This is a genomic window from Undibacter mobilis, assembly GCF_003367195.1.
GTDB classification, from domain to species: domain Bacteria; phylum Pseudomonadota; class Alphaproteobacteria; order Rhizobiales; family Xanthobacteraceae; genus Pseudolabrys; species Pseudolabrys mobilis.
Map to the genome: position 1 here is coordinate 2,065,118 of NZ_QRGO01000001.1, position 18,882 is coordinate 2,083,999.

At 63.8% G+C, this 18,882-nt stretch carries 29 protein-coding genes, 1 pseudogene and 1 riboswitch; of the genes and pseudogenes, 13 read left to right on the forward strand and 17 right to left on the reverse strand.

The genetic code is table 11. The annotated features are described in order from the left end of the window. Nucleotides 1–63: 63 nt before the first annotated feature. Nucleotides 64–504, forward strand: a complete 441-nt coding sequence (locus DXH78_RS09785) for a hypothetical protein (protein ID WP_168192762.1) — start codon at nt 64–66, stop codon at nt 502–504. Here DXH78_RS09785 and DXH78_RS19855 read toward each other — a convergent pair. Continuing rightward, complete coding sequence (locus DXH78_RS19855) at nt 501–650, reverse strand: hypothetical protein (protein ID WP_168192650.1); 150 nt, start codon at nt 648–650, stop codon at nt 501–503. The genes DXH78_RS09785 and DXH78_RS19855 overlap by 4 nt on opposite strands. On the opposite strand from DXH78_RS19855, the gene DXH78_RS09790 reads away from it, so the two are divergent. Beyond that, entirely contained in the window at nt 643–1,542 is a 900-nt protein-coding gene (locus tag DXH78_RS09790) for a 2-dehydropantoate 2-reductase (protein ID WP_245416786.1), read from the forward strand. The genes DXH78_RS19855 and DXH78_RS09790 overlap by 8 nt on opposite strands. On the opposite strand, the gene DXH78_RS09795 is transcribed toward DXH78_RS09790, so the two are convergent. The 3 genes from DXH78_RS09795 to DXH78_RS09800 are packed head-to-tail and all read right to left on the reverse strand — an operon-like array spanning nt 1,539 to nt 3,304. After that, on the reverse strand, nt 1,539–2,459 hold the full coding sequence (locus DXH78_RS09795; RefSeq protein WP_115516853.1) for a 3-hydroxyacyl-CoA dehydrogenase NAD-binding domain-containing protein: 921 nt from the start codon (nt 2,457–2,459) through the stop codon (nt 1,539–1,541). The two genes, DXH78_RS09790 and DXH78_RS09795, sit on opposite strands and share 4 nt — an antisense overlap. Before the next feature lie 32 nt (nt 2,460–2,491). Further along, nucleotides 2,492–2,620: a hypothetical protein gene (locus DXH78_RS20235; RefSeq protein WP_283805616.1), complete on the reverse strand. Its 129-nt coding sequence runs from the start codon at nt 2,618–2,620 to the stop codon at nt 2,492–2,494. A 57-nt stretch (nt 2,621–2,677) separates the two neighbouring features. Beyond that, nucleotides 2,678–3,304 (reverse strand): L,D-transpeptidase, encoded by a 627-nt coding sequence (locus tag DXH78_RS09800; protein WP_115516854.1) that lies wholly within the window; start codon nt 3,302–3,304, stop codon nt 2,678–2,680. Between the two features lie 241 nt (nt 3,305–3,545). Between DXH78_RS09800 and DXH78_RS09805 the strand changes: the two genes are divergently transcribed. Then, entirely contained in the window at nt 3,546–3,875 is a 330-nt protein-coding gene (locus DXH78_RS09805; protein ID WP_115516855.1) for a hypothetical protein, read from the forward strand. Between the two features lie 77 nt (nt 3,876–3,952). Here DXH78_RS09805 and DXH78_RS09810 read toward each other — a convergent pair whose 3' ends face one another. Then, on the reverse strand, nt 3,953–4,159 hold the full coding sequence (locus DXH78_RS09810; protein ID WP_115516856.1) for a hypothetical protein: 207 nt from the start codon (nt 4,157–4,159) through the stop codon (nt 3,953–3,955). Between the two features lie 153 nt (nt 4,160–4,312). Between DXH78_RS09810 and DXH78_RS09815 the strand changes: the two genes are divergently transcribed. The 3 genes from DXH78_RS09815 (at nt 4,313) to DXH78_RS09825 (ending at nt 7,245) form a co-directional block, all read left to right on the forward strand. Then, the gene (locus DXH78_RS09815; RefSeq protein WP_115516857.1) at nt 4,313–5,605 is read left to right on the forward strand and encodes a flavin-dependent oxidoreductase; all 1,293 of its coding nucleotides are present in this window, start codon (nt 4,313–4,315) and stop codon (nt 5,603–5,605) included. A gap of 36 nt (nt 5,606–5,641) precedes the next feature. Continuing rightward, nucleotides 5,642–6,280: a LysE family transporter gene (locus tag DXH78_RS09820; protein ID WP_115516858.1), complete on the forward strand. Its 639-nt coding sequence runs from the start codon at nt 5,642–5,644 to the stop codon at nt 6,278–6,280. Nucleotides 6,281–7,071: 791 nt separating this feature from the next. Then, a complete protein-coding gene (locus DXH78_RS09825) occupies nt 7,072–7,245 on the forward strand; it encodes a PLDc N-terminal domain-containing protein (RefSeq protein ID WP_115516859.1) in 174 nt (57 codons plus the stop codon). A gap of 7 nt (nt 7,246–7,252) precedes the next feature. Here the strand turns inward: DXH78_RS09825 and DXH78_RS09830 are convergent, their stop codons facing one another. The 5 genes from DXH78_RS09830 to DXH78_RS09850 form a co-directional block, all read right to left on the reverse strand. Then, entirely contained in the window at nt 7,253–7,543 is a 291-nt protein-coding gene (locus DXH78_RS09830; RefSeq protein WP_210209532.1) for a hypothetical protein, read from the reverse strand. 63 nt (nt 7,544–7,606) lie between these two features. After that, nucleotides 7,607–7,867: a hypothetical protein gene (locus DXH78_RS09835; protein WP_147292602.1), complete on the reverse strand. Its 261-nt coding sequence runs from the start codon at nt 7,865–7,867 to the stop codon at nt 7,607–7,609. A 92-nt stretch (nt 7,868–7,959) separates the two neighbouring features. Next, a complete protein-coding gene (locus DXH78_RS09840; RefSeq protein ID WP_115516862.1) occupies nt 7,960–8,856 on the reverse strand; it encodes an autotransporter outer membrane beta-barrel domain-containing protein in 897 nt (298 codons plus the stop codon). A 12-nt stretch (nt 8,857–8,868) separates the two neighbouring features. Next, complete coding sequence (locus tag DXH78_RS09845; protein ID WP_115516863.1) at nt 8,869–9,237, reverse strand: hypothetical protein; 369 nt, start codon at nt 9,235–9,237, stop codon at nt 8,869–8,871. A 134-nt stretch (nt 9,238–9,371) separates the two neighbouring features. Then, nucleotides 9,372–9,668, reverse strand: a complete 297-nt coding sequence (locus tag DXH78_RS09850; RefSeq protein ID WP_115516864.1) for an antibiotic biosynthesis monooxygenase family protein — start codon at nt 9,666–9,668, stop codon at nt 9,372–9,374. Between the two features lie 180 nt (nt 9,669–9,848). Between DXH78_RS09850 and DXH78_RS09855 the strand changes: the two genes are divergently transcribed. Genes DXH78_RS09855 through DXH78_RS09875 form a run of 5 tightly spaced genes read left to right on the forward strand, consistent with a single transcriptional unit; the run spans nt 9,849 to nt 12,522 of the window. Further along, the gene (locus tag DXH78_RS09855; protein ID WP_147292603.1) at nt 9,849–10,274 is read left to right on the forward strand and encodes a SecDF P1 head subdomain-containing protein; all 426 of its coding nucleotides are present in this window, start codon (nt 9,849–9,851) and stop codon (nt 10,272–10,274) included. 51 nt (nt 10,275–10,325) lie between these two features. Beyond that, the gene (locus tag DXH78_RS09860; protein WP_210209533.1) at nt 10,326–10,817 is read left to right on the forward strand and encodes a hypothetical protein; all 492 of its coding nucleotides are present in this window, start codon (nt 10,326–10,328) and stop codon (nt 10,815–10,817) included. A 16-nt stretch (nt 10,818–10,833) separates the two neighbouring features. Beyond that, nucleotides 10,834–11,349 (forward strand): TY-Chap domain-containing protein, encoded by a 516-nt coding sequence (locus DXH78_RS09865; protein ID WP_115516867.1) that lies wholly within the window; start codon nt 10,834–10,836, stop codon nt 11,347–11,349. 47 nt (nt 11,350–11,396) lie between these two features. Next, a complete protein-coding gene (locus DXH78_RS09870) occupies nt 11,397–11,621 on the forward strand; it encodes a BrnA antitoxin family protein (protein WP_115516868.1) in 225 nt (74 codons plus the stop codon). Nucleotides 11,622–11,658: 37 nt separating this feature from the next. Further along, nucleotides 11,659–12,522 (forward strand): DUF2019 domain-containing protein, encoded by an 864-nt coding sequence (locus tag DXH78_RS09875; RefSeq protein ID WP_115516869.1) that lies wholly within the window; start codon nt 11,659–11,661, stop codon nt 12,520–12,522. Nucleotides 12,523–12,674: 152 nt separating this feature from the next. Here DXH78_RS09875 and DXH78_RS20375 read toward each other — a convergent pair whose 3' ends face one another. After that, on the reverse strand, nt 12,675–12,980 hold the full coding sequence (locus tag DXH78_RS20375; RefSeq protein ID WP_488225867.1) for a hypothetical protein: 306 nt from the start codon (nt 12,978–12,980) through the stop codon (nt 12,675–12,677). On the opposite strand from DXH78_RS20375, the gene DXH78_RS19620 reads away from it, so the two are divergent. Beyond that, the gene (locus DXH78_RS19620) at nt 12,885–13,766 is read left to right on the forward strand and encodes a PD-(D/E)XK nuclease family protein (protein WP_147292604.1); all 882 of its coding nucleotides are present in this window, start codon (nt 12,885–12,887) and stop codon (nt 13,764–13,766) included. The two genes, DXH78_RS20375 and DXH78_RS19620, sit on opposite strands and share 96 nt — an antisense overlap. Here the strand turns inward: DXH78_RS19620 and DXH78_RS09885 are convergent. Both DXH78_RS09885 and DXH78_RS09890 read right to left on the reverse strand, forming a co-directional pair. Further along, nucleotides 13,687–14,349 carry a hypothetical protein gene (locus tag DXH78_RS09885; protein WP_115516871.1) on the reverse strand — a complete coding sequence of 221 codons (663 nt, stop codon included), beginning with the start codon at nt 14,347–14,349 and terminating at the stop codon, nt 13,687–13,689. The genes DXH78_RS19620 and DXH78_RS09885 overlap by 80 nt on opposite strands. Nucleotides 14,350–14,387: 38 nt before the next feature. Continuing rightward, the gene (locus tag DXH78_RS09890; protein ID WP_115516872.1) at nt 14,388–14,858 is read right to left on the reverse strand and encodes a hypothetical protein; all 471 of its coding nucleotides are present in this window, start codon (nt 14,856–14,858) and stop codon (nt 14,388–14,390) included. Between the two features lie 67 nt (nt 14,859–14,925). On the opposite strand from DXH78_RS09890, the gene DXH78_RS09895 reads away from it, so the two are divergent. Further along, nucleotides 14,926–15,363: a hypothetical protein gene (locus DXH78_RS09895; protein WP_115516873.1), complete on the forward strand. Its 438-nt coding sequence runs from the start codon at nt 14,926–14,928 to the stop codon at nt 15,361–15,363. A gap of 81 nt (nt 15,364–15,444) precedes the next feature. Here the strand turns inward: DXH78_RS09895 and DXH78_RS09900 are convergent, their stop codons facing one another. The 4 genes and pseudogenes from DXH78_RS09900 to DXH78_RS19625 form a co-directional block, all read right to left on the reverse strand. Beyond that, nucleotides 15,445–15,666: a hypothetical protein gene (locus DXH78_RS09900; RefSeq protein WP_115516874.1), complete on the reverse strand. Its 222-nt coding sequence runs from the start codon at nt 15,664–15,666 to the stop codon at nt 15,445–15,447. Nucleotides 15,667–15,794: 128 nt separating this feature from the next. After that, the gene (locus tag DXH78_RS09905; protein ID WP_147292605.1) at nt 15,795–16,199 is read right to left on the reverse strand and encodes a hypothetical protein; all 405 of its coding nucleotides are present in this window, start codon (nt 16,197–16,199) and stop codon (nt 15,795–15,797) included. Between the two features lie 245 nt (nt 16,200–16,444). Continuing rightward, nucleotides 16,445–18,337, reverse strand: a pseudogene (thiC, locus tag DXH78_RS09910) (phosphomethylpyrimidine synthase ThiC); the annotation flags it as partial. Then, a complete protein-coding gene (locus DXH78_RS19625) occupies nt 18,334–18,750 on the reverse strand; it encodes a hypothetical protein (protein ID WP_147292606.1) in 417 nt (138 codons plus the stop codon). The gene DXH78_RS19625 and the pseudogene thiC, both read right to left, overlap by 4 nt. Continuing rightward, nucleotides 18,746–18,844: riboswitch (TPP riboswitch) on the reverse strand. Its footprint overlaps the gene before it by 5 nt. Between the last annotated feature and the right edge of the window lie 38 nt (nt 18,845–18,882).

The window sequence follows — 18,882 nt, forward strand, 5'->3', positions numbered from 1 at the left end:
GCTCTGCCGACTCGAATCGTGCGCCCAATGCGCCCGGGTGCCGGCCTCCAGGGAGATCCCAATATGACTTTCCGTGCCAGCTTCCGCGTCGCGCTGGTGGCGCTTGTCGCGCTTCTCGGCTTCAGCCTTGCGTCCGCCGCTTATGCCGACAGCGGCCGTGTTCATATCCGTATCGTAAAGGCGGGCTTCGTTATTGGCGGCTCCGGCGGCAGCGGCACGCTGACCTTCCAGGGCCGGAAGTATCCGCTGAGCATCGGCGGCGTCAGCTACGGCTTCACGTTCGGTGCTTCCGAGACGAATTTCTACGGCACCGTGTCGAACATTCGCCGCGCCTCGGACATCGAGGGCGTCTATGGCCAGGCTGGCGCCGGTGCTGCCGCGGTTCGCGGTGCGCAAGGTGTGGTGCTGACCAACCAGAAGGGTGCGGTTCTGACTCTGAGCGGGCGGCAGGCGGGGCTGATCATCAGTGCCGATCTGAGCGGTCTGGTGCTGACAATACGCTAAAAGCTTTCAGTCACGGCGAAGCGGGCGGGCGGCGGCAGCCGTGCCGCCCGTTTTGCCGCGCAGGCGAAATAGTTGACAAAGTCAAATAATGGCGCGAACGTGGGCGGCATGTCATTGACGCCGGCTGCACCGCAACGCTTGAGCATCGCCGTCGTCGGTCTCGGCGGCATTGGTGGCACTGCCGCCGGTCTGCTGGCCCGCGGCGGACGTCACGACGTCACGGCCTGTGTGCGGGCGCCGCTGACGCGGCTCACGGTCGAAGGCCCCGATGGCGCCTTCGAGGTGCCGCTCAAGGCGTTGACCGATCCAACCGATGCCCAGCCGGTCGACTGGGTTCTGTTCTGCACCAAGACGCATGAGACGGCATCGGCCGGGCCATGGCTCCAGCGGCTATGTACGCCGGCGACGAAAGTCGCGGCCTTGCAGAATGGCATCGACCATGTCGAACGTATTTCGCCTTACGCCAATGGTGCGGGCATCGTGCCGGCGCTGGTCTATTACAACGGCGAGCGGCTGGCGCCGGATCGTGTGCGTTACAAGCCGGTGAGCGCCAATGAACTCGTTGTGCCGGACGACGACAACGGTCGCGCTTTCGCCGCGCTCATGAGCGCGACGCCGTTCCATGTTCTGGCGAGCGCGGATTTCGTCACGCTGAAATGGCGCAAGCTGCTGGTCAATGCCGTCGCAAATCCGATCACGGCGCTCACTTTGCAGCGCTTTGTTGTTTTCGAACGGTCCGATATCCAGGATCTGTCGATTGCGATACTCGACGAAGCGGGGCGGGTGGCTCGCGCCGATGGCGCGCGCTTGCGTGACGATGAAAGCCAGCGCGTGCTGGCGACGGTACGTGGCTTCGGTGTCGATCTGAGCACCTCAACCTATTTCGACCGGCTTGCCGGCAAGCCGTTTGAGGTCGAGTCGCTCACGGGCGCCATCGTCGCCGCCGGCAAGCGTCATGGCATCGCGACGCCGCTCAACGGCATGTTGCTGACGTTGCTGCGCGCGATCAGCGAGCAAAACGCCAGATCCCAAAGTTAGGGTGCGCTCGATACTTTCAGGATATCGATCAGCTTGCGGTCGCGCCACTTCTGCAAATCGGCGATGGAGCGGTTGCCGGCCTCTTCGGTGACGCCGTCGATGATGAGTTGTTTGTAGTCGAGAACACGCGGATTGCGCATGTCGTCCATCCAGGTCTGCAAGGCGGGCGTGAGATGATTCATGAAATGCGTCATGCCGCCTTCGCCGCCGGCGAGATGGAAGGTCAGATGCGGGCCCATCAAAGCCCAGCGCAGGCCGGGACCGTAGGCAATGGCGGCATCGGCATCCGCGACGGAGCAGACGCCATCGGCGACCAGACTCACCGCTTCGCGCCACAGCGCAGCCTGCAGGCGGTTGGCGACGTGGCCTTTCACTTCCTTTTTGATGTGGATCGGGTGCTTGCCGATTGAACGGTAGAATTCCATCGCTTTGTCGACAGCAGCCTGCGATGTCTTCTCGCCGGCAACGACTTCGACCAGCGGAATGAGATGCGGCGGGTTGAACGGATGGCCGATGACGCAACGCTCCGGATGCGTACACTTCACCGTCACGCGCGAGATCAGCAGACCGGACGAACTCGAGGCGATGACGACATCGGGTGCGGTTGCGGCGTCGATTTCCTTGAAGGTCTCGATCTTGATGTCTTCGCGCTCCGGCCCGCTTTCCTGCACGAAGCTGACGCCCTCGCAGGCTTCGGTTGGTGAGGTATGGAACGAGAAGCGGTCCTGGCTGGCGCCGGGCACCACCCAGCCCAGCGTTTCCAGCGTTGGCCAGGCATTGGCGATGAAGCGCCGCGCGAAGGCCTCGCCCTGCGGTGACGGATCGCTCGCACGCACGTCATTGCCTTGCGCCAGAAAGATCGCGGCCCAACTGGCGCCAATCGTTCCGGCTCCGATAACGGCGACGGCTTTCGACATAGACGACACTCCTGTTGAATGAATTCGAAAGCTTAGATGGCGCGATAGCTGCCATCGAGCGCGGCGATACTGGCGCCTTCGCCAGAGCAGGGGAGGGTGATGGCTTTGCCGATGTCACCACTGGTCATGACGGCGATAGCATTTTGCAGCAGCCCCGGCATTTCGCATCCCCCGTTTTGTATTTGGACCGGAGGATAGCGCGCTAGGCCGAGCCTGCGCTACTGGTGCTGCACGATGACCTTGGTGCCCACCGGCACGCGCGAATAGAGGTCCTGGATGTCCTCATTCACCAGCCGGAAGCAGCCTGACGATACGGCCTGCCCAATCGTCTGCGGCGCATTGGTGCCGTGGATTCGATACACGGTGCTGCCGATGTAGAGCGCAGCAGCGCCCATCGGATTGCCAGGGCCGCCGGCCATGAAGCGCGGCAGGTAAGGCTGGCGCTCGATCATCTCCGGCGGCGGCGTCCAGTCCGGCCACTCGGCCTTGCGGGAGATTTTGTGGGTGCCGCCCCACTGGAAGCCATCGCGGCCAACTCCGACGCCGTAGCGAAGAGCAGTCTGGTTGTTCTGCACGAGATAGAGAAAGCGATCGGCCGTGTTGACGATGATCGTGCCCGGCGGATAGTCGCTGCGAAAGAATACGGGCGTGCGCCGATATTCCGGCGGCAGTTCGACGTCGCGCCCCGTGTCGTCGATGCCCGGATCGGGCTCCTGCATGGTGATCGGATAATTGCGGCCGAACGACTGCTGGGCGAGGGCAGGCGGCGTCAATACGCTCAGAGCCATGGCGATCAGGGCTGCGGCCGCGAGAGCAGCGCCGGTGAGTGAAACGATGCGAGCCATGAGCGGCCTCCATTCCAAGGGTCTTGCACCCGGATCATAGCACAACAAGCGGCGAGCAAGATTGTGACGGCCGACACATCGGTCGCGGTCCCGTTGGCGCAAACAGCGGCCATCGTATAAAAACTGTGTCCGCCGACCAGTTCCGGCGCGAAGGGGCGACGACATGCGAATTTTCACAATGGTAGTGCTGTGTGCAGTGGCCGCATCCACAGGCTTGGCCCGCGCGCAACTGGCGTCTGACATGAAGCTCGAGGATGCCGGCTTCGTTATGCGCCCGGCCAACACCGCGGCCGAACTTGGGCATGTCAAGCGGTTGCCGCCGCGCCAGTTCGTCAGCCGCATGAAGAACGGCCAGCGCTACTATCTCTACGCCGATCCCGACCTGTGCAAATGCGTGTTCGTCGGCAACGCCGTGGCGTTCGAGGCCTATCGCGACATGCGCAAGCGCCTGCCGCAGCCCGACGTCGTGCCCGGCGCGGGCATCAACTCAACCGGTGTCGTCGCCACGGAAATGGACCGCGATGTCTCCGACGTGATCGATGACGGCAACATTCTCGACTGGAAGTTCTAGCCGCCGAACGGCCGGAAGGCCGGGGTGATATCGCACAAGTCACACACCAGATGGTGCGTGCCGCAGGGTGACGGCCGTTATGACTTGCCCTTATCCATTGCTTCGCGAAGAGCGATAAGGCGATCGAGTTCGTCCTGCTGTTCGGCAATGCGGCTCGCCGCACGCTCCTCGTCTGCCGCGCCGGAGAACGCCGCGGCCTGTTCGGTCAACTGGCGGATATTGTCACGCAGGATCGCAATGCGGTCGTTCAGTTCGTCGCGGGACAAAGTGGGCTCGTTCGCCATCGGTTCCTCCGGTTTTCCTCGATATTAGGCCGCTTCCCATCCTGTTTGTCACGGCTGGCGCCGGCCTGTCACTCCGGGATAGCCCGGAGTGCGCCCCGGCTTGCCTCATCCCTCTGGTCCCGTTAAAGAAAACGACCCTGGGGAGCTAAGAGTATGCGTGATCGCGTGATTATCGCCGGTGGCGGCATCGGCGGACTGGCGACAGCCCTGACCCTGCACCAGATCGGTGTGCCGTGCGTCGTGTTCGAAGCCGTGCGCGATATGCGCCCGCTCGGCGTCGGCATCAATATCCAGCCCAACGCCGTGCGCGAGCTTTACGATCTCGGCTTCACACAGGCCGATCTCGACCGCGTCGGCGTGCCGGCGAAGGAATGGGCGCTGGTCGGCCTCAACGGCAACGACATCTATTCCGAACCGCGCGGTCTGGGCGCCGGCTACAACTGGCCGCAATACGCCGTCCATCGCGGTCTGTTCCACATGATGCTGTACGACGCCGTGATCGCGCGTCTCGGCCGCAACGCCGTCAAGCTCGGCAGCCGCGTCAATGGCTATCGCAAGACCGCGGACGGCGTGACCGCCTTGATCGAGCATCCGGACGGCTCGACCGAAGACGTGCAGGGCGCGCTGCTCATCGCCGCCGACGGCATCCACTCGGCTATCCGCGCGCAGATGCATCCCAAACAGCCGCCGATCCACTGGGGCGGCGCGGTGATGTGGCGCGGCACCACCAAAGGCAAGCCGATCCGTTCCGGCGCCTCGTTCGTCGGTCTCGGCACTCACCGCCACCGCGTCGTGTTTTATCCGATCTCGCATCCCGATCCGGAGACGGGTCTCGCGACTATCAACTGGATCGCCGAAGTCACGCTGGACAACAGCGACGGCTGGAAACAGGCCGGCTGGTTTCGCCAGGTCGAGACTTCGGACTTCGCGCATCACTTCGACGGCTGGGTCTGGGACTGGCTCGACGTGCCGGCGATGATTGCGCAGGCCGACTGTGCTTTTGAAAATCCGATGATCGATCGCGATCCGGTCGACACCTGGCAGGACGGGCCGGTGGTGCTGCTCGGCGATGCCGCGCATGCGATGTATCCGACCGGCTCCAACGGCGCCAGCCAGGCAATCATCGACGCGCGCACTCTGGGCGCTTGCCTGGTCGCGCAGGGTGCGACACCGGAGGCGCTCGCGTCCTACGACAAGATGCTGTGCGGTCCGATCTCGCAGCTCATCTTGCGCAACCGCGGCGCCGGTCCGTTCGGCCTGCTCAATCTTGTGGACGAACGCTGCGGCGGCACCTTCGACAATATCGACGATGTGATCCCGCCGAAGGAGCGTGCCGAATTCATGGCCGGCTACAAGGCCGCGGCCGGCTTCGCCATCGAGAAGCTGAACGCCGCACCGCGGACCATCGCGCCCGGCGCGCAGGTGCGAAGCAGGGAAGAAGTCTGACCGCGCGGGCTGCGCGCGAAGCGGGAGACGCAACTTATGTCCTCCTATCTCTGGCCGCTCGCGGGCCTCGCGCTCGCCAACCTGCTCGGCATCATCAGCCCGGGCCCGGCATTCCTGATGGTGAGCCGCGCCGCCGCCAGCCGCAGTCTCGCTATCGGCGTTGCGCTGGGTGCCGGCGTCGCCGTGGCTGCGACCATCTGGGCCGCCGCGGCGTGCTTCGGCATCGCGCTGCTGATGACGCAATTTGCCTCGGTGTACGGCATCATCCAGATCGCCGGCGGCGCCTATCTGATCTGGCTCGGCATCAGCGCATGGCGCCACAGCCGGGCGCCGATGGCTGCTGCGCAGACATCCGCAACGCCGGCCTCGCGTGACGGCCTCGCGCGCGCGGTGCTGACCGGCGCTTGGCTCAGCCTTGGCAATCCGAAGATCATCATTTTCTTCTCCAGCATTTTCGTCGCGCTGCTGCCGCATGATGCGCCGGTGTGGGTGCGGCTCGTTGCCGTGGCCATTGTCGGCGTGCAGGAAATTTCCTGGTACACGATCGTCGCCTTCGTGTTCTCGCGACCGCGTGTGCAGGCGGCCTATGGGCGCGCCCGCGTCTGGATCGAGCGGGCGCTGGGCACGGTGCTGATCGGCCTCGGCGCGCGGATTCTGGTGGCGGTGAGACTTTAACTCGTCATTCCGGCTTCGCTCACATCGTTCGCGCGCCGGAATGACAGGCGTGATTCATCGCCCGCGTTCTTTGGTCGGCCCCGGGCAGGCCGCAGTCCTGAACATCATTCCAAGTGCGCACTCGATAAGACGAGGGCGCGCGGAACGCCGGGGCCCAACAACCCCATGACTCTGTGCGCGTGTTGGTTTGGTAGTGCGCACAGACGTCGTCGCCACGGAAATTGCCGGACTTCCGGCGTTCCGCACGCGGTGTTTCTAGGTTTGCTCCGCGCCGTTCCCGGTGGTCGTCCGTTCGTCATCGGCCTGTTCACAGCCCGACAACGCTCCACCGAAGGGGCAGGCAACTCGCCGGTCCTGTTCTGACCAGGACCGGGTACCGGCCGTCAGGGCCCCGGCACGCGGCAGGCGTGCAGGAATCCCGGCGCGGCTTGGACCGCCGGGAGGGGAAAGCTGCGCCGCATCTCCGACGCCCCGTGCCCGGCCACCGCTCCCCGCCCCGCATCTGAAGATGCTGTACAGACACCCCTCGCAGAAGGGGCGGGATGGAGGGGAATATAGACCTAGGGCCGAAAGTCGTCAAGGGATAAATTCCGCCCTTATGGTGAGGAGGGCCGAAGGCCCGTCTCGAACCATGGGGCGGCCTCGTGGTTCGAGACGCGTTGCTTCGCAACGCTCCTCACCATGAGGCCGGTCGGGCGACGGCGCATGCGCTCCGGCGCATGGAGCCACAACGGAACCCGCGCGCGGCCCGGCGGTTCTTATCCCGACCAAGCGACGAAGGGATTGTCACGATGGGTTTCGAAGGCGGCCTTCTGGGCCTGATCATTCTGGTGGCCGACATCTGGGCCGTCGTTCAGATCCTCAAAAGCAGCCAGAGCGGCGGCTCCAAGCTGTTCTGGATTCTGCTGATCCTGCTGCTGCCGGTGATCGGCCTGCTGGTGTGGCTGGTGGCCGGCCGCCGGTAACGCCGCCTCAGCGGCCGCGGCCGGCCTCCACCTGACAGGCGCGGTGCAGCGGCGGATACATCCGCTCCATCTCGGTCTGCGTGACCGGCTCGTTCTCGTCGAACTGTTCGTGCATGCAGGCGCAATAGCGCTGCTTGCTCTCGGCCGAGCCGCGCTCGTTGCGCAGGCCATCGGCGCAGGCCGCAATCCAGGCGCGGTCAGCGGCGCTGAGCGGCGCCGTGTCCGCGCGCGCGGCCGTGATGGACGCAACAAGGACGAAGGCGAGGAGGAGGGGGCGAGACCGCAGGCGCGCTGGCATGAGACCCGTTGGATAGAGCGGCATCTGACGGCGCAAGCCTAGCACAGGACAACAGCGCAAGGCTCAGCGCCCTTGCGCGCGCCGCGCCAGCTGCTGCACCCGCGTCTCCAGCGCGCGCAACGTCGTCTCCGCCTTGAAGGCGCGCTCGCGCCAGTAGCGCGCATCGGCCTGCGCGCGGGCGATCGCCTCGTCGCCGTTCTCCAGACGCAGGCGGCGCGGCGCATATTTCAGGACAGCGGTGGTGGCGCCGAGATGGCGGTGATGAGCGGCACTGGCTGGCGGCAGGAGCAGGAGGGCTTCGATGCTGTCGTTGAACAAGGTCAAGGCAAACTCCACGGCGAAAGCTGCGGATTGGAACGCCCGGCGGCGATACCTGGTTCCACGCAGCCGCGCGTCCCGGCTGATTTTTCGTGGGGCTAGAACTGCATACGGCCGGTGAGCGCGCCGGCATAGGCGGTGATGTCGTCGCGCAGGATGACCTGCCCGGCGATGCCGAGCTGCCAGCGCGGCGACAGAAGATCGAGACCGATGCCGAGCGGAAATTCGCTCCGGGTGCCTTCGGACGGGCTGCGCTTGAGATCATGGGCATAGCCGGCCGATACCCAGGCGCGGCCGGTCTCGAACGGCAGCGCCAGGCGCACATTGCCGACGAGCTGCGAGGCATCGGTGGTTTCCGACGGCGTGAACTGAAAGTCGGTCGCCAGCGGATTGATGGCCTCGAGATAAGCCGGCCGGTTGTTGCTGCTGTAGCGATGCGACAGGCTCGTGGTCGCGAGAAAGCGCGCCACCGGCAGCGTCAGCGCGGCGCCGACGGAGCTGGCGTAGGACGTGGACTCGTAGCTGGTGCGGTAGACCGGCATCAGGTTGGTGCCGTCGCGGGTCTGGTCGCTCGACCAGCGCGTCACTGTGAACGAAACCGGGAAGCTCAGGAACAGCCAGGGCGAGTAGACGCCATAACCGGTGAGGCTCACGCCGCGCGAATCCACGCGCATGTTCTGCGCGTCGGTTTGCGCCTTGGCGCTGAGCGCGGCGACGGCGGCGCCGAGTACCAGCTGATCCTGCGCCGTGAACGGCGAGGCGAAGCGGCGGTCGTAGCCGGCCTGGAACGACTGCGTCGTGACCGTGCGCGACAGAGCGGGCCGCTTGTCATTGATACGGCCGGCGCCGGCGGCGGCCCAGACGCCGTTGTCGAGCGAGCGATATTGCGACAGCGCGTCGGTGATCGCGCCGATGCGGTTGGCGAGTTGCGTGCTCTCCTGCGCCAGCGCGGGCGTTGCGGCGAGGGCGGCGATGACGGCGAGGCGGAGGCGCATGGCTTGCCTCCGCTACAGCGAAGGCGGGGCGGGCGAGGTGCCAGCGGCGCCAGGCAGGCCGGCTGGTCCGCTGAGCCACCACTGTCCCGGGACGTAGTCCCCACGGTTGATAAAGGTCCCCAGAATGATCGCGTATTCCCGGCTCGGGTAATAGACGCGGCGAAAACCTCGCGCGCCGTTCCTGTCGATTTGCTCAACCAGGAAATACCCGTTGGACGGGCCGTCCGAGAAATATTCGAAGATCACATTGCCGACGCCAGGCACGTTGACCGTCGTTCGCTGGAACAGATCGAGCGGACAACTCGCGCCCTGCAGCAGCAGCGCCAGCGCGAACAGCGCGCCGACCCGATAGCGCCACGACCACCGCTTCCACGCCGTCATTGCCAGCCCCCATCCAATTCCGGACGGGCCCAGACCGAGCGAGTGTCTGCACGGCGCCCCTTCCGGTATCAGGGTGGCGGATAATACCGGGAGTTGCAACGGCGGATTGCGGCCTGTGGACGACGGCGCGCCCGCTATTTGAGCGTCAGCGCCACGGGCCCGGACACCGCGTCGGTGACGCCAAGGCCGCCTCCCAGATCCTCGAGCGTGTCGCGGAAGGAATTGAGCGTGACGATCATGCTGGGCCGCGCCGCGACAATCGCGTCCGTGCTCTCCCATTCGGCGATGATGCAGTAGCGCTGCTCGCCTGTCTTGATGATGCTGGCATGGCGCAGGCCGGGCCATTCGGCGCCGATGTTCTTGTGGGCGTCGAGGAAGTCCTGGTCGCGGCCCGGCTTCACCTTGAAACGCACGGCGTTGAAGGCCGTCATGGCGTGCTCCCCGTTGTTTAATAATGCGATGAGTGTAGCCGCAGTCCGGAGCCGAGTCTGCCGGCGGACGTGCGTCATCGACCAGTCAACCTATAGGAAAATAAGTCAAAACGGGTCTGAGCGGGCAGCCTTGCGCGGCGACACAACCGGTGGTTGGATATGGGCGGGGAGGTTGAGGGCATGAACGTCAAAAACCCGCCGTTTTCGGTCGTTCGCGGATCGGCTGCGGCCCGCATCGCGCTGTCGTTCGTCCATGCGCGTGACCGGATCGATTTGGTCGCAGCGGAGATCCTGGCGATCGAAGCGCGCGCCGAGCAGACGTTCTTTTGCGATGACACGGGGGCATACCACACATTTCAGTTGCCCCACGTCCAGCTTGAGTTCGCACCGCACATCGGCGCACGTATTCATCGTCTGACGTCGCAAATCCTCGACGAAGAACTGGCCCTCCTCGTCGATGGGGAGGTCATCGTTCGACCGGTGGTGCGCGAACCGATTGGCTGGCGCGGCCACATGTCCTTAAGCGCGAACGATATGGACGAGGCGGAGCAGCTTGCCGGCAGACTGAGGCGATGCTGGGTCAACCCTGTCTTGCGTGTCGTGTGAGGGCGTCGCATCGCTATGAACCCCCGGTTTGGTGCCTGGCTGTTGTCGGCGATGTCCTTGGCCCGGGGCCACACGGCCGATAACCACGACGTCATTCTCCGCACTGTTTACGGCAACGATATCGCCGCGCGTCTCAAACACATTCACGGCTTCGCGGAGCGCGACGAGGGAAATGCCTGGCTGGTGGCGGCGCTTCGCGGGCGCGACGCCGGTTACATCCACTATCGATTTCAGGATCGCGACATCCTGATGTGCGAGGCGGTGGCCGGCCCTTATCCGCCACGCCCAGGGCAGGGAGCGGCGTTGCCGCCAGCGGTAGTCGCGCAACTGAAGGATGCCGGCTATTGGCCGGATGCCGACGGTCGGCCAGTGTTCAACTACGAGATCACAAACGACAGCTGCGTCTGGGGTGGAGCTTCGTGGGTCATCATGGAGCCGCTGATCAAGATTTTTGGCGCGAGGCTGTTGTCGAAAATCGACATCGTCGCACCGCTTGCGCCGCAGCGGGACGAAGCCGCGATCAGGCGGATGATGTATGAGTAATCCGTGGCCGGGGGGCATGATGCGATGGCTGAGCGGCCTGTTATTCATTCCCGTAGCGATGGCCGTTCCGGCCGCGGCCCAAACGCCGGACACGCTCAAGGACCTGTTACGCTTTCAAGAGTGTCCGCTTTCATCGCAGATCACGGCGGTCTACGCGCGGCCCGCTTTCGCGGATCCCGCGCGGCAGTTCACCCGGATCTCGCCGAAGGGGAAGCCGGAGGGGTATGTGCGCTGTTCCCTCCGGGATCGCAGCGTCTATTGCGAAGCTTCGGCCGTGCGCGGCCGCTCGTTGAGCGATCGCACGCCGCTGCCGACGGATGCTGTTGCCGCCCTGCTGCGGCTGGGTTTCCAGCCGCAGCAGGGCGGGGCGGATCTCATGTATCGCCGGGTCTTGACCGGCAGCCCGGATTTCGACGCCGTTGCAACCCTGATGCTGACGACGTTGCACGACGCTTACGGCGCGCGGGAGGAGTTGGGGATCGAAACCGTGGCGCCGTTCGCAGGGCAGATTGTGACGGCGTGTGTGCGGTGAAGGCCGGGGCTGTCGCCCGGACAGGCGCCGCCTGCTATAAACACCGCATGGCACGAACACCCTTCCGCGATTCCCGCAGCGAGGCCGAAAAGGCTTTCAAGCAGGCGACCACCAAGCCGGCGGAGCTGCCGCCGGACAAGCCCTCCATTCCAGGCGCCAAGGAGCAGGTGACCTTGCGCCTCGATCGCGACGTGCTGGACTTCTTCCAGGCCGATGGCCCGGGATGGCAGGAGCGGATCAATGCGGCGCTGAGGAAGGTGGCGGGGAAGTAGGCAGCGGCTTCGCAGACTGGGCCCGGAGGATGGTCCGATGACGCACGTCCAGCTCGCCAATATGACGCTCAAAATGCTTGAGCAGCATCTCGCGGATCTTCGGCATGTGCGTGATCAGGCCGGGACGGATGCCGCCGCGCAGCGCGATCTCGATAGGCAGATCGCCGCGACGGAAATGGAAATAGCCACACGTCCGCCGCCGCCGCCGACGGGCCTTGAAGCGTTATCCGTCCCTCAAATTCCCGACCACTTCGCGGCACTGGCCCAGACCGAAGACGATCTCGACGACGATATCGAGCCCGTCGAAGCACTCGACGCGCTATACTGGAAGCTCGACGATGCCCGCCGCGAACTGGAGCGGCGGGAGGGACATCCGGGCGCCCTTATCGCGCTGTACACCCATCCCGACATTCGCGTGCGGGCTCGCGCGGCCGATTTCACGCTGAGCTTTGCGCCGGAGCTCGCCAAAAGCCGATTGCTGGCGATCGACGACGACGATTGGGTGCCGCCGCGTGACGTTGACGCGCCGGCACAAGTGCCGCCAAAGCTGGCCCGGATGACGACCGCGGCCCTGGTTGAACGCTTCCTCGACATCGCCCTGCAGCAAAGTCACGCGCTCGACCGAAGCGAGATTTCGAAATTCAATCGTCTTTTTGGACAGCTTGCCGCGGTCGAACTGGCGTTGAAGTCACGAGACGGCGACCAGCGGCTGACGCTGCTGCCGTTGCTCGCTCACGGCAATGTAGAAGTCCGATTGAGAGCGGCCTACGCAGTTCGTGATCTTGCACCGAGGGAGGCGATTGCGGCGTTTCGCGCCATCAGCGATCGCAACCAGTATCCGCAGGCAGCGAACGCGCGCGGCGCGCTCGAGAGGTTCGGGATCAAGTGGTGGGAGAAGTGATGCAGGCGGATGTTCGGTGGGGCAGGGCGGTCTAGGACAACGGGCACCCGCCGCGTTGATGCCGCGGTCGATGGCGCATAACGCCTGATCTGTAGACCGCATGAAGCGAAATGCCGGGCTGACTATCCCGGATTTCGCTTCGCTCATCCGGGCTACAATTGCTGCTGCGCCCTCGGCTGCGGCAGTTCGTTGTCGGAGCCCCAGCTTTCGACCCAGGCCTTCACATAATGCGGCGGAAGGTGGGGCCGGAGGCGAGGGGTGTCGGGGCGAGGGCGTGACGGCTTATGATACATAATAGGAAAAAATACTTGACGGAGGTGCACCTGGATGATAGGATTATACTCCGAAATGGAGAAGGTGCGATGCTTTTGCGATCCGGGTACGAAGAAATTCTGCAAATGCGAAGGGAGATTACGGCGATACGCGGCGATTTGGCGCGTACGATCGGTGAACACCATGCGCGCAAATATCGCCCCGACCAGCCGCGTGTGCCGGCAGGACGTCGCGAGGGCGGGCAATGGATGTCCGACGTGGGCGGCGGCGGGATCAACGATTCGCGAGTCATTTCGGACGCGACGCCGGATAATGACTGGATACCAGGGGCGCAGTACGCGGCCGGCCCGCGCGGTCCAAAAGATAAACGTCCTCTGCACCTTCCCACTCCCGACACTAGCGAGCGGGTAGGTTCGACCACATATCGCGCTGGCCAGGTCACAATCGTCAACAACGCGCAAACGGGACTATCAACGGTCGACGAAACCACTGAAAAGCTCAAGACGGTTCTGGAGAAGGTCGTGAACGCGCGCCCCGAAGGGTTCGGGCGTGAATATGGCAAGGCGATCCACTATGCCTTCGGCGATGCGGTGAAGGCCGAAAACTTGCGCGGCATCGGCCGTAAAGGCGTCGAGCATACTTTTCCGGAGGAGGACACGCGCTATGGCTCGAAAGGCACCGTGCGCACCGATGTCGTCTTAAAAAACGATGCTGGAGACGTCATTGCGATCTACGACGTCAAGACCGGTAACGCCTATCTGGATGCCCCACGTGTGCGGGAGCTGCGCGCCAAGACCGGCGTCACTCTGAGTATTCCGGTTATCGAAATGCATATCCGGCGCGGCTTGTCGCTCAAGGCGAGCGCCGCAAATCGGCATCATCTCTGGATCATTACCCTACGACTGTGGAACCCGTGGATTCGAGACATTGCGGGTCGGGCGGCAAGCGAATCTTTTCTCTCCGGTCGGTGATTGTCTCAAGAATCGCGGCCTTGTAGCGGACGGGATCGTCGAGCAGCGCCGCCAGCTCGGCGCACTCGGTCTTGAGTTTCAGGATCCAAGGTCCCCAGTTCGCCATGTCTATATTCTCCATCCGCTCGAACAGCGGCCGCGCCGCTTTGAGGTCCCCCACGAGCCCGGCCGTTATCGCTGCGCGATAAACGGGGAAGCCATCTTGGGAGACCCGCTCAGAGAAGAAACGATGGACGTCTTCAAGCGTGCGAAACCGGTCGCGCATCGCCACAGCGGTCTGCGCAGCAATTGCGGCCATGTCCTTGATCAGCGGCGTGAACTGCTCGGTGTTCTCGAACGGTATGAAATCGGCGGGTCGCGGATGATCGTCGTTGCCGCCGTAGCGCAACCATAACCAGCTCGGCCTGACATTCAGGTAGCTGCCTTTCGACCACGCGCTCGGCTGGAATTCGATCCAGATGGCCCAGTACCGCTCATCCGAAATCCAGGTACGCGACTGGCCGACACGCCGAAAGCCAAGCGGCGCCAATGCGGCCTTCGCCGCCGCTGCAATCAGTTTGCCGTGTTCATTTTGCTTGGCCATTCGTGGGCCTTCGGTCGGTTCGAGGCAAGATGCGCGCCTCAGCGCATGTCGCCATTTGCCAGATTGCGCCGCAAGGCGGTGTCGAACGGGAATGATGTCAGCCGCGAAGGATGAACCAGAACGGCGGCATCGTCGGGCGCAAGCGCGGCAATCACCTTGCCGATGAAGCGGTAAGCGTCGTCCTCATTGTCGCCGCCTAGGCGTTCAAGGCCAAGCCATGCCCGTTGCGCGACCGCGATACGCCGCAAGGCGGAGTCTTGAATGTGGTCTGCGAACGGCGAAAATTCGGTGTAAGGGCCTGGCACCGACTGCAGCATGAACAGGCCGGTGGCGCTGGCGATGCCCGAGTTGATCAGGAATTGTACGTCTTCAACGGCCCCGGTCACGACGAAAGTGCCGCTCTCGCGCGCCGGCAGAAACTCGCCGGGATAGAGCCGGTCGAGCTGCGCGCGCAGCGTCTCCTCCGTCAGTTCGATCCAGCTTTCCGACAGAACGACCCAGCCGATCATGTGGCCTCACAACCTAATTGAAACATACTCAATCTGGGGTTGAGTTAAAAGATGAAAAGCCATATCCTTGCGAAGGGACCGGCTGCATGTTTCCAACGAACGACTGCCCTCGATTGCCGCATGGCAACAGGCCATCGACGCTGAAGGCTTCGATCTCAAGCTGGATCCGATAGTGGAATTTCTGACGGCGAGCGGCTTTCCTGCCGGCGACGTTGCGCGGCAAGCAATCTGGTTTCGAGAGCTATCACGAAATCCGCGCGAACTGATGGAGACCTACGCGGATGATGTGCCTTACTTCACCTCCTGTCCGGCCTGGAAACATGCGCTCAGTTTCCGATGGGGCAGCCTGGCGCACGAGGGCGTTTCCGTCTTCATGGCGGCGGTGGCCAATGCGAAGGCGACGGGCGGAGTCGTGTTTGATCCGCAGGAGAGCAGCATCCTGACGTTGGATGAAATGCGCGCGCTTGCCGGCGTGTTCGAGAAGCTGGCGCGAGAAGAAAAATAGCCGAACTCTATCGAGCGTAAGTTTCCGTAAGGCAGGTTAGCCGAAGGCCAACCCGCCCTACAAAGTCATAATAACAATCGGTCAACGATGTGGTCCAATGTGGAACTGCATCTTTGTTGCGGCCCCGTCGATATAGGTAAGGGGCCGCCAAAGATAATAGAGCGCGCTCCCATAACCCTGCGGGAAGATCACGTAGGTCCTGCTATCGCGCGCCCATACTTCCGTATTGAAGTGGCGGAAGGCGACGTACGTACCGACGTAAACCACAAGCGCGATGATGATCCAGCGGGTCGTTTGTGGCATGATGTCTCTGACCTCAAAGAATTACGACAACGCCCTGTTACTCTCCTTTACAAGCGCCGCATTTTTCGCTTGATGCTCGACTTCCGACGGCGAGACCGAGGACTTCGGCGCGGCGTTCGTCTCCTCCATCACCTCGACCCAGACGTGACTTGCCACAAGCGCCGCACGAACGGGATCGCGGCAATGATAAGAACCGGACCGTGGCCGCGCCAGAAGCGATGCCATTCCTCGGCGTTGGCGGGTAACTGTTCGCCTTTGCCGTAGCGCCACGCCGCGAGATAGAGCGCGCAGCCGACAATTACGAAAGCAGCATAGATGAGAAGGCTCCAAGGGGCGCGGGCTAGTCCGGCCATGGCGTCGGCCAAGATTAGATAGCTAATGACCGGGACTGCGACTATCGTGCCGAAGAACAGGCTGAGCGCGATACCAAAACTCAGGTCGCTGCAGCCCATTTCAAATGTGCATGATGTCTTTAACGTGCTGATCGTCCAGAAAGCGACCAGCATCAAGAAGATCATTGCGGCTGTGCGCATGGAGCGGGTTCCGTGAATGAGACGGTGGCTGTGGCGCGGACGTGGGTCGGGCCGGCGCAGCGTAATCCGCCGTCCGCGCAAACAAAAGGCGGGTTACGCCGTCGGCTAACCCGCCCTACGAATCAAGAGTCTGGGTCCCCGCTTTCGCGGGAACGAACGGAGACGGTGTCTTACGACAGCGCTTTATTACTCTCCTTCACTAGCCCCGCATTCTTCGCGTGGTGCTCGGCTTCCGACGACGAGGCGGCCGCCTTCGGCGTTTGGACCTTGTCGGCGTCAACATACACTTGCTGGCCCATGGCGTTGAACTTGTCCGACATCTCCTTCATGCCGGCTTCGGCGGTGGAGAGTCCCAGCGCCGCCTTTTCGTTGTCGCCGAGTGACGCCGCATAATCGCGCACGTCCTGCGTGATCTTCATCGAGCAGAACTTCGGCCCGCACATCGAGCAGAAATGCGCCACCTTGTGCGCTTCCTTCGGCATCGTCTCGTCGTGATAGCTGCGCGCCGTATCGGGATCGAGGCCGAGATTGAACTGGTCCTCCCAGCGGAAGTCGAAGCGCGCGCGGCTGAGTGCGTCGTCGCGCAGCTGCGCCGCCGGGTGGCCCTTGGCGAGGTCGGCGGCGTGCGCCGCGATCTTGTAGGTGATGACGCCTTCCTTGACGTCGTCGCGGTTCGGCAGGCCGAGATGCTCCTTCGGCGTGACGTAGCAGAGCATGGCGCAGCCGAACCAGCCGATCATGGCGGCGCCGATGCCGCTCGTGATGTGGTCGTAGCCCGGCGCGATGTCGGTGGTCAGCGGCCCGAGCGTGTAGAACGGCGCCTCGCCGCATTCCTTGAGCTGCTTGTCCATGTTGATCTTGATCTTGTGCATCGGCACATGGCCGGGGCCTTCGATCATCACCTGGCAGCCCTTCTTCCACGCGATCTGCGTCAGTTCGCCGAGCGTTTCCAGTTCGGCGAACTGGGCGCGGTCATTGGCGTCGGCGATGGAGCCGGGCCGCAGCCCGTCGCCGAGCGAGAACGACACATCGTATTTGCGCATCAGGTCGCAGATTTCATCGAAGCGCTCGTAGAGGAAGCTCTCCTTGTGCCGCGACAGGCACCACTTCGCCATGATCGAGCCGCCGCGCGACACGATGCCCGTCACGCGGTTAGCGGTGAGCGGCACGTAAGCGAGCCGCACGCCGGCGTGGATGGTGAAATAATCGACGCCCTGTTCGGCCTGCTCGATGAGCGTGTCCTTGTAGACTTCCCAGTCGAGCTTGGTCGGGTCGCCATTGACCTTTTCCAGCGCCTGATAGATCGGCACGGTGCCGATCGGGACGGGGCTGTTTCGCAGGATCCATTCGCGCGTGTTGTGGATGTTGCGGCCGGTCGACAGGTCCATCACCGTGTCGGCGCCCCAGCGGATCGCCCACACCATCTTCTCGACTTCCTCTTCGACGGAAGAGGTGACGGCCGAGTTGCCGATATTGGCGTTGATCTTCACGAGGAAGTTGCGGCCGATGATCATCGGCTCGAGTTCGGCGTGGTTGATATTGGCCGGGATGATGGCGCGGCCGCGCGCGATCTCGTCGCGGACGAATTCCGGCGTGATGAAGGCCGGCACCGCGGCGCCGAAGCTCTCACCGTCGGCGATCGCGGCCTGCGCGCGGTCGAGCATCGCCTTGCGGCCGAGGTTCTCGCGCTCGGCGACGTAGATCATTTCCTTGGTGATGATGCCGCGCCTGGCGAATTCATACTGCGTCACCGGCGCGTCGCCGATGGCGCGCCACGGCTTCGGCGTGTTCGGGAAGTTGCGGGCGAGGTGCTTGCCGGTGGCGTTGCCGTTGTCGACTGGCTTGATCGGCCGCCCTTCATATTCCTCGACGCCGCCGCGCTCCTTCACCCATTCGATGCGCGCGCGCTTGAGGCCGTTCTCGACGTCGATGGCGACGTTGTCGTCCGTGTAAGGCCCGGTGGTGTCGTAGACGGGCAACGGCGGCTCGCCGGAGGCATCCGAGAGCTTGATCGCGCGATGCGGCACCTTGATGTCCGGCGCTGCGGCGGGGTTGGTATGCACCTTGCGCGAGGCGGGCAGGGGGCCGGTCGTGACCTTCGGCGTGACGAGATCGGCGGCGGTGACGGGCTTGTTCATGACTTCAACTCCCTGCGCTGGCTCTGCGGTTGTTCGGCCACATAAGCCTTGAATGTGAGAATGCCGCCGACGACCAGAAAGATGATCGCCAGCACGGTAACGACACGCGGATTGCTCGTGGCGCCGATGAAGCGGACGAGGTCGGGTGCGAAAATGCGGAACACGCCCATCACGGTCAGCAGCCAGCCGAGCGCGGTGATGAGGCTGCGCCAGTCGGCGGTCCAGCGCGGATGCGCGTTGAGAATGGCGAGGCCCGTCGCCAGGCCGAGAATGCCCGACAGCGCGACCATCGCGCTGTTGCCGAGCAGCTGGCGACTGATCTCGTTGTAGGCCGCGCCGTTGATGAGCGCGCCAATGCCGAGCACGGCCATGACCGGGCCGGCGATTCGGGCAATGGAATATGAAGCCTGCATTGGCGTGTCCTGTCCCTTCGCCGGCATGACCCGGATCAGGTTCAAAGGGACTCTCTCAGCCCGGCCATGTCGCCGGGCACCCCTCGGAATCCGCGTAATCTAGGCTCGTTCGGGGCTGTGTCAATCGGCTGA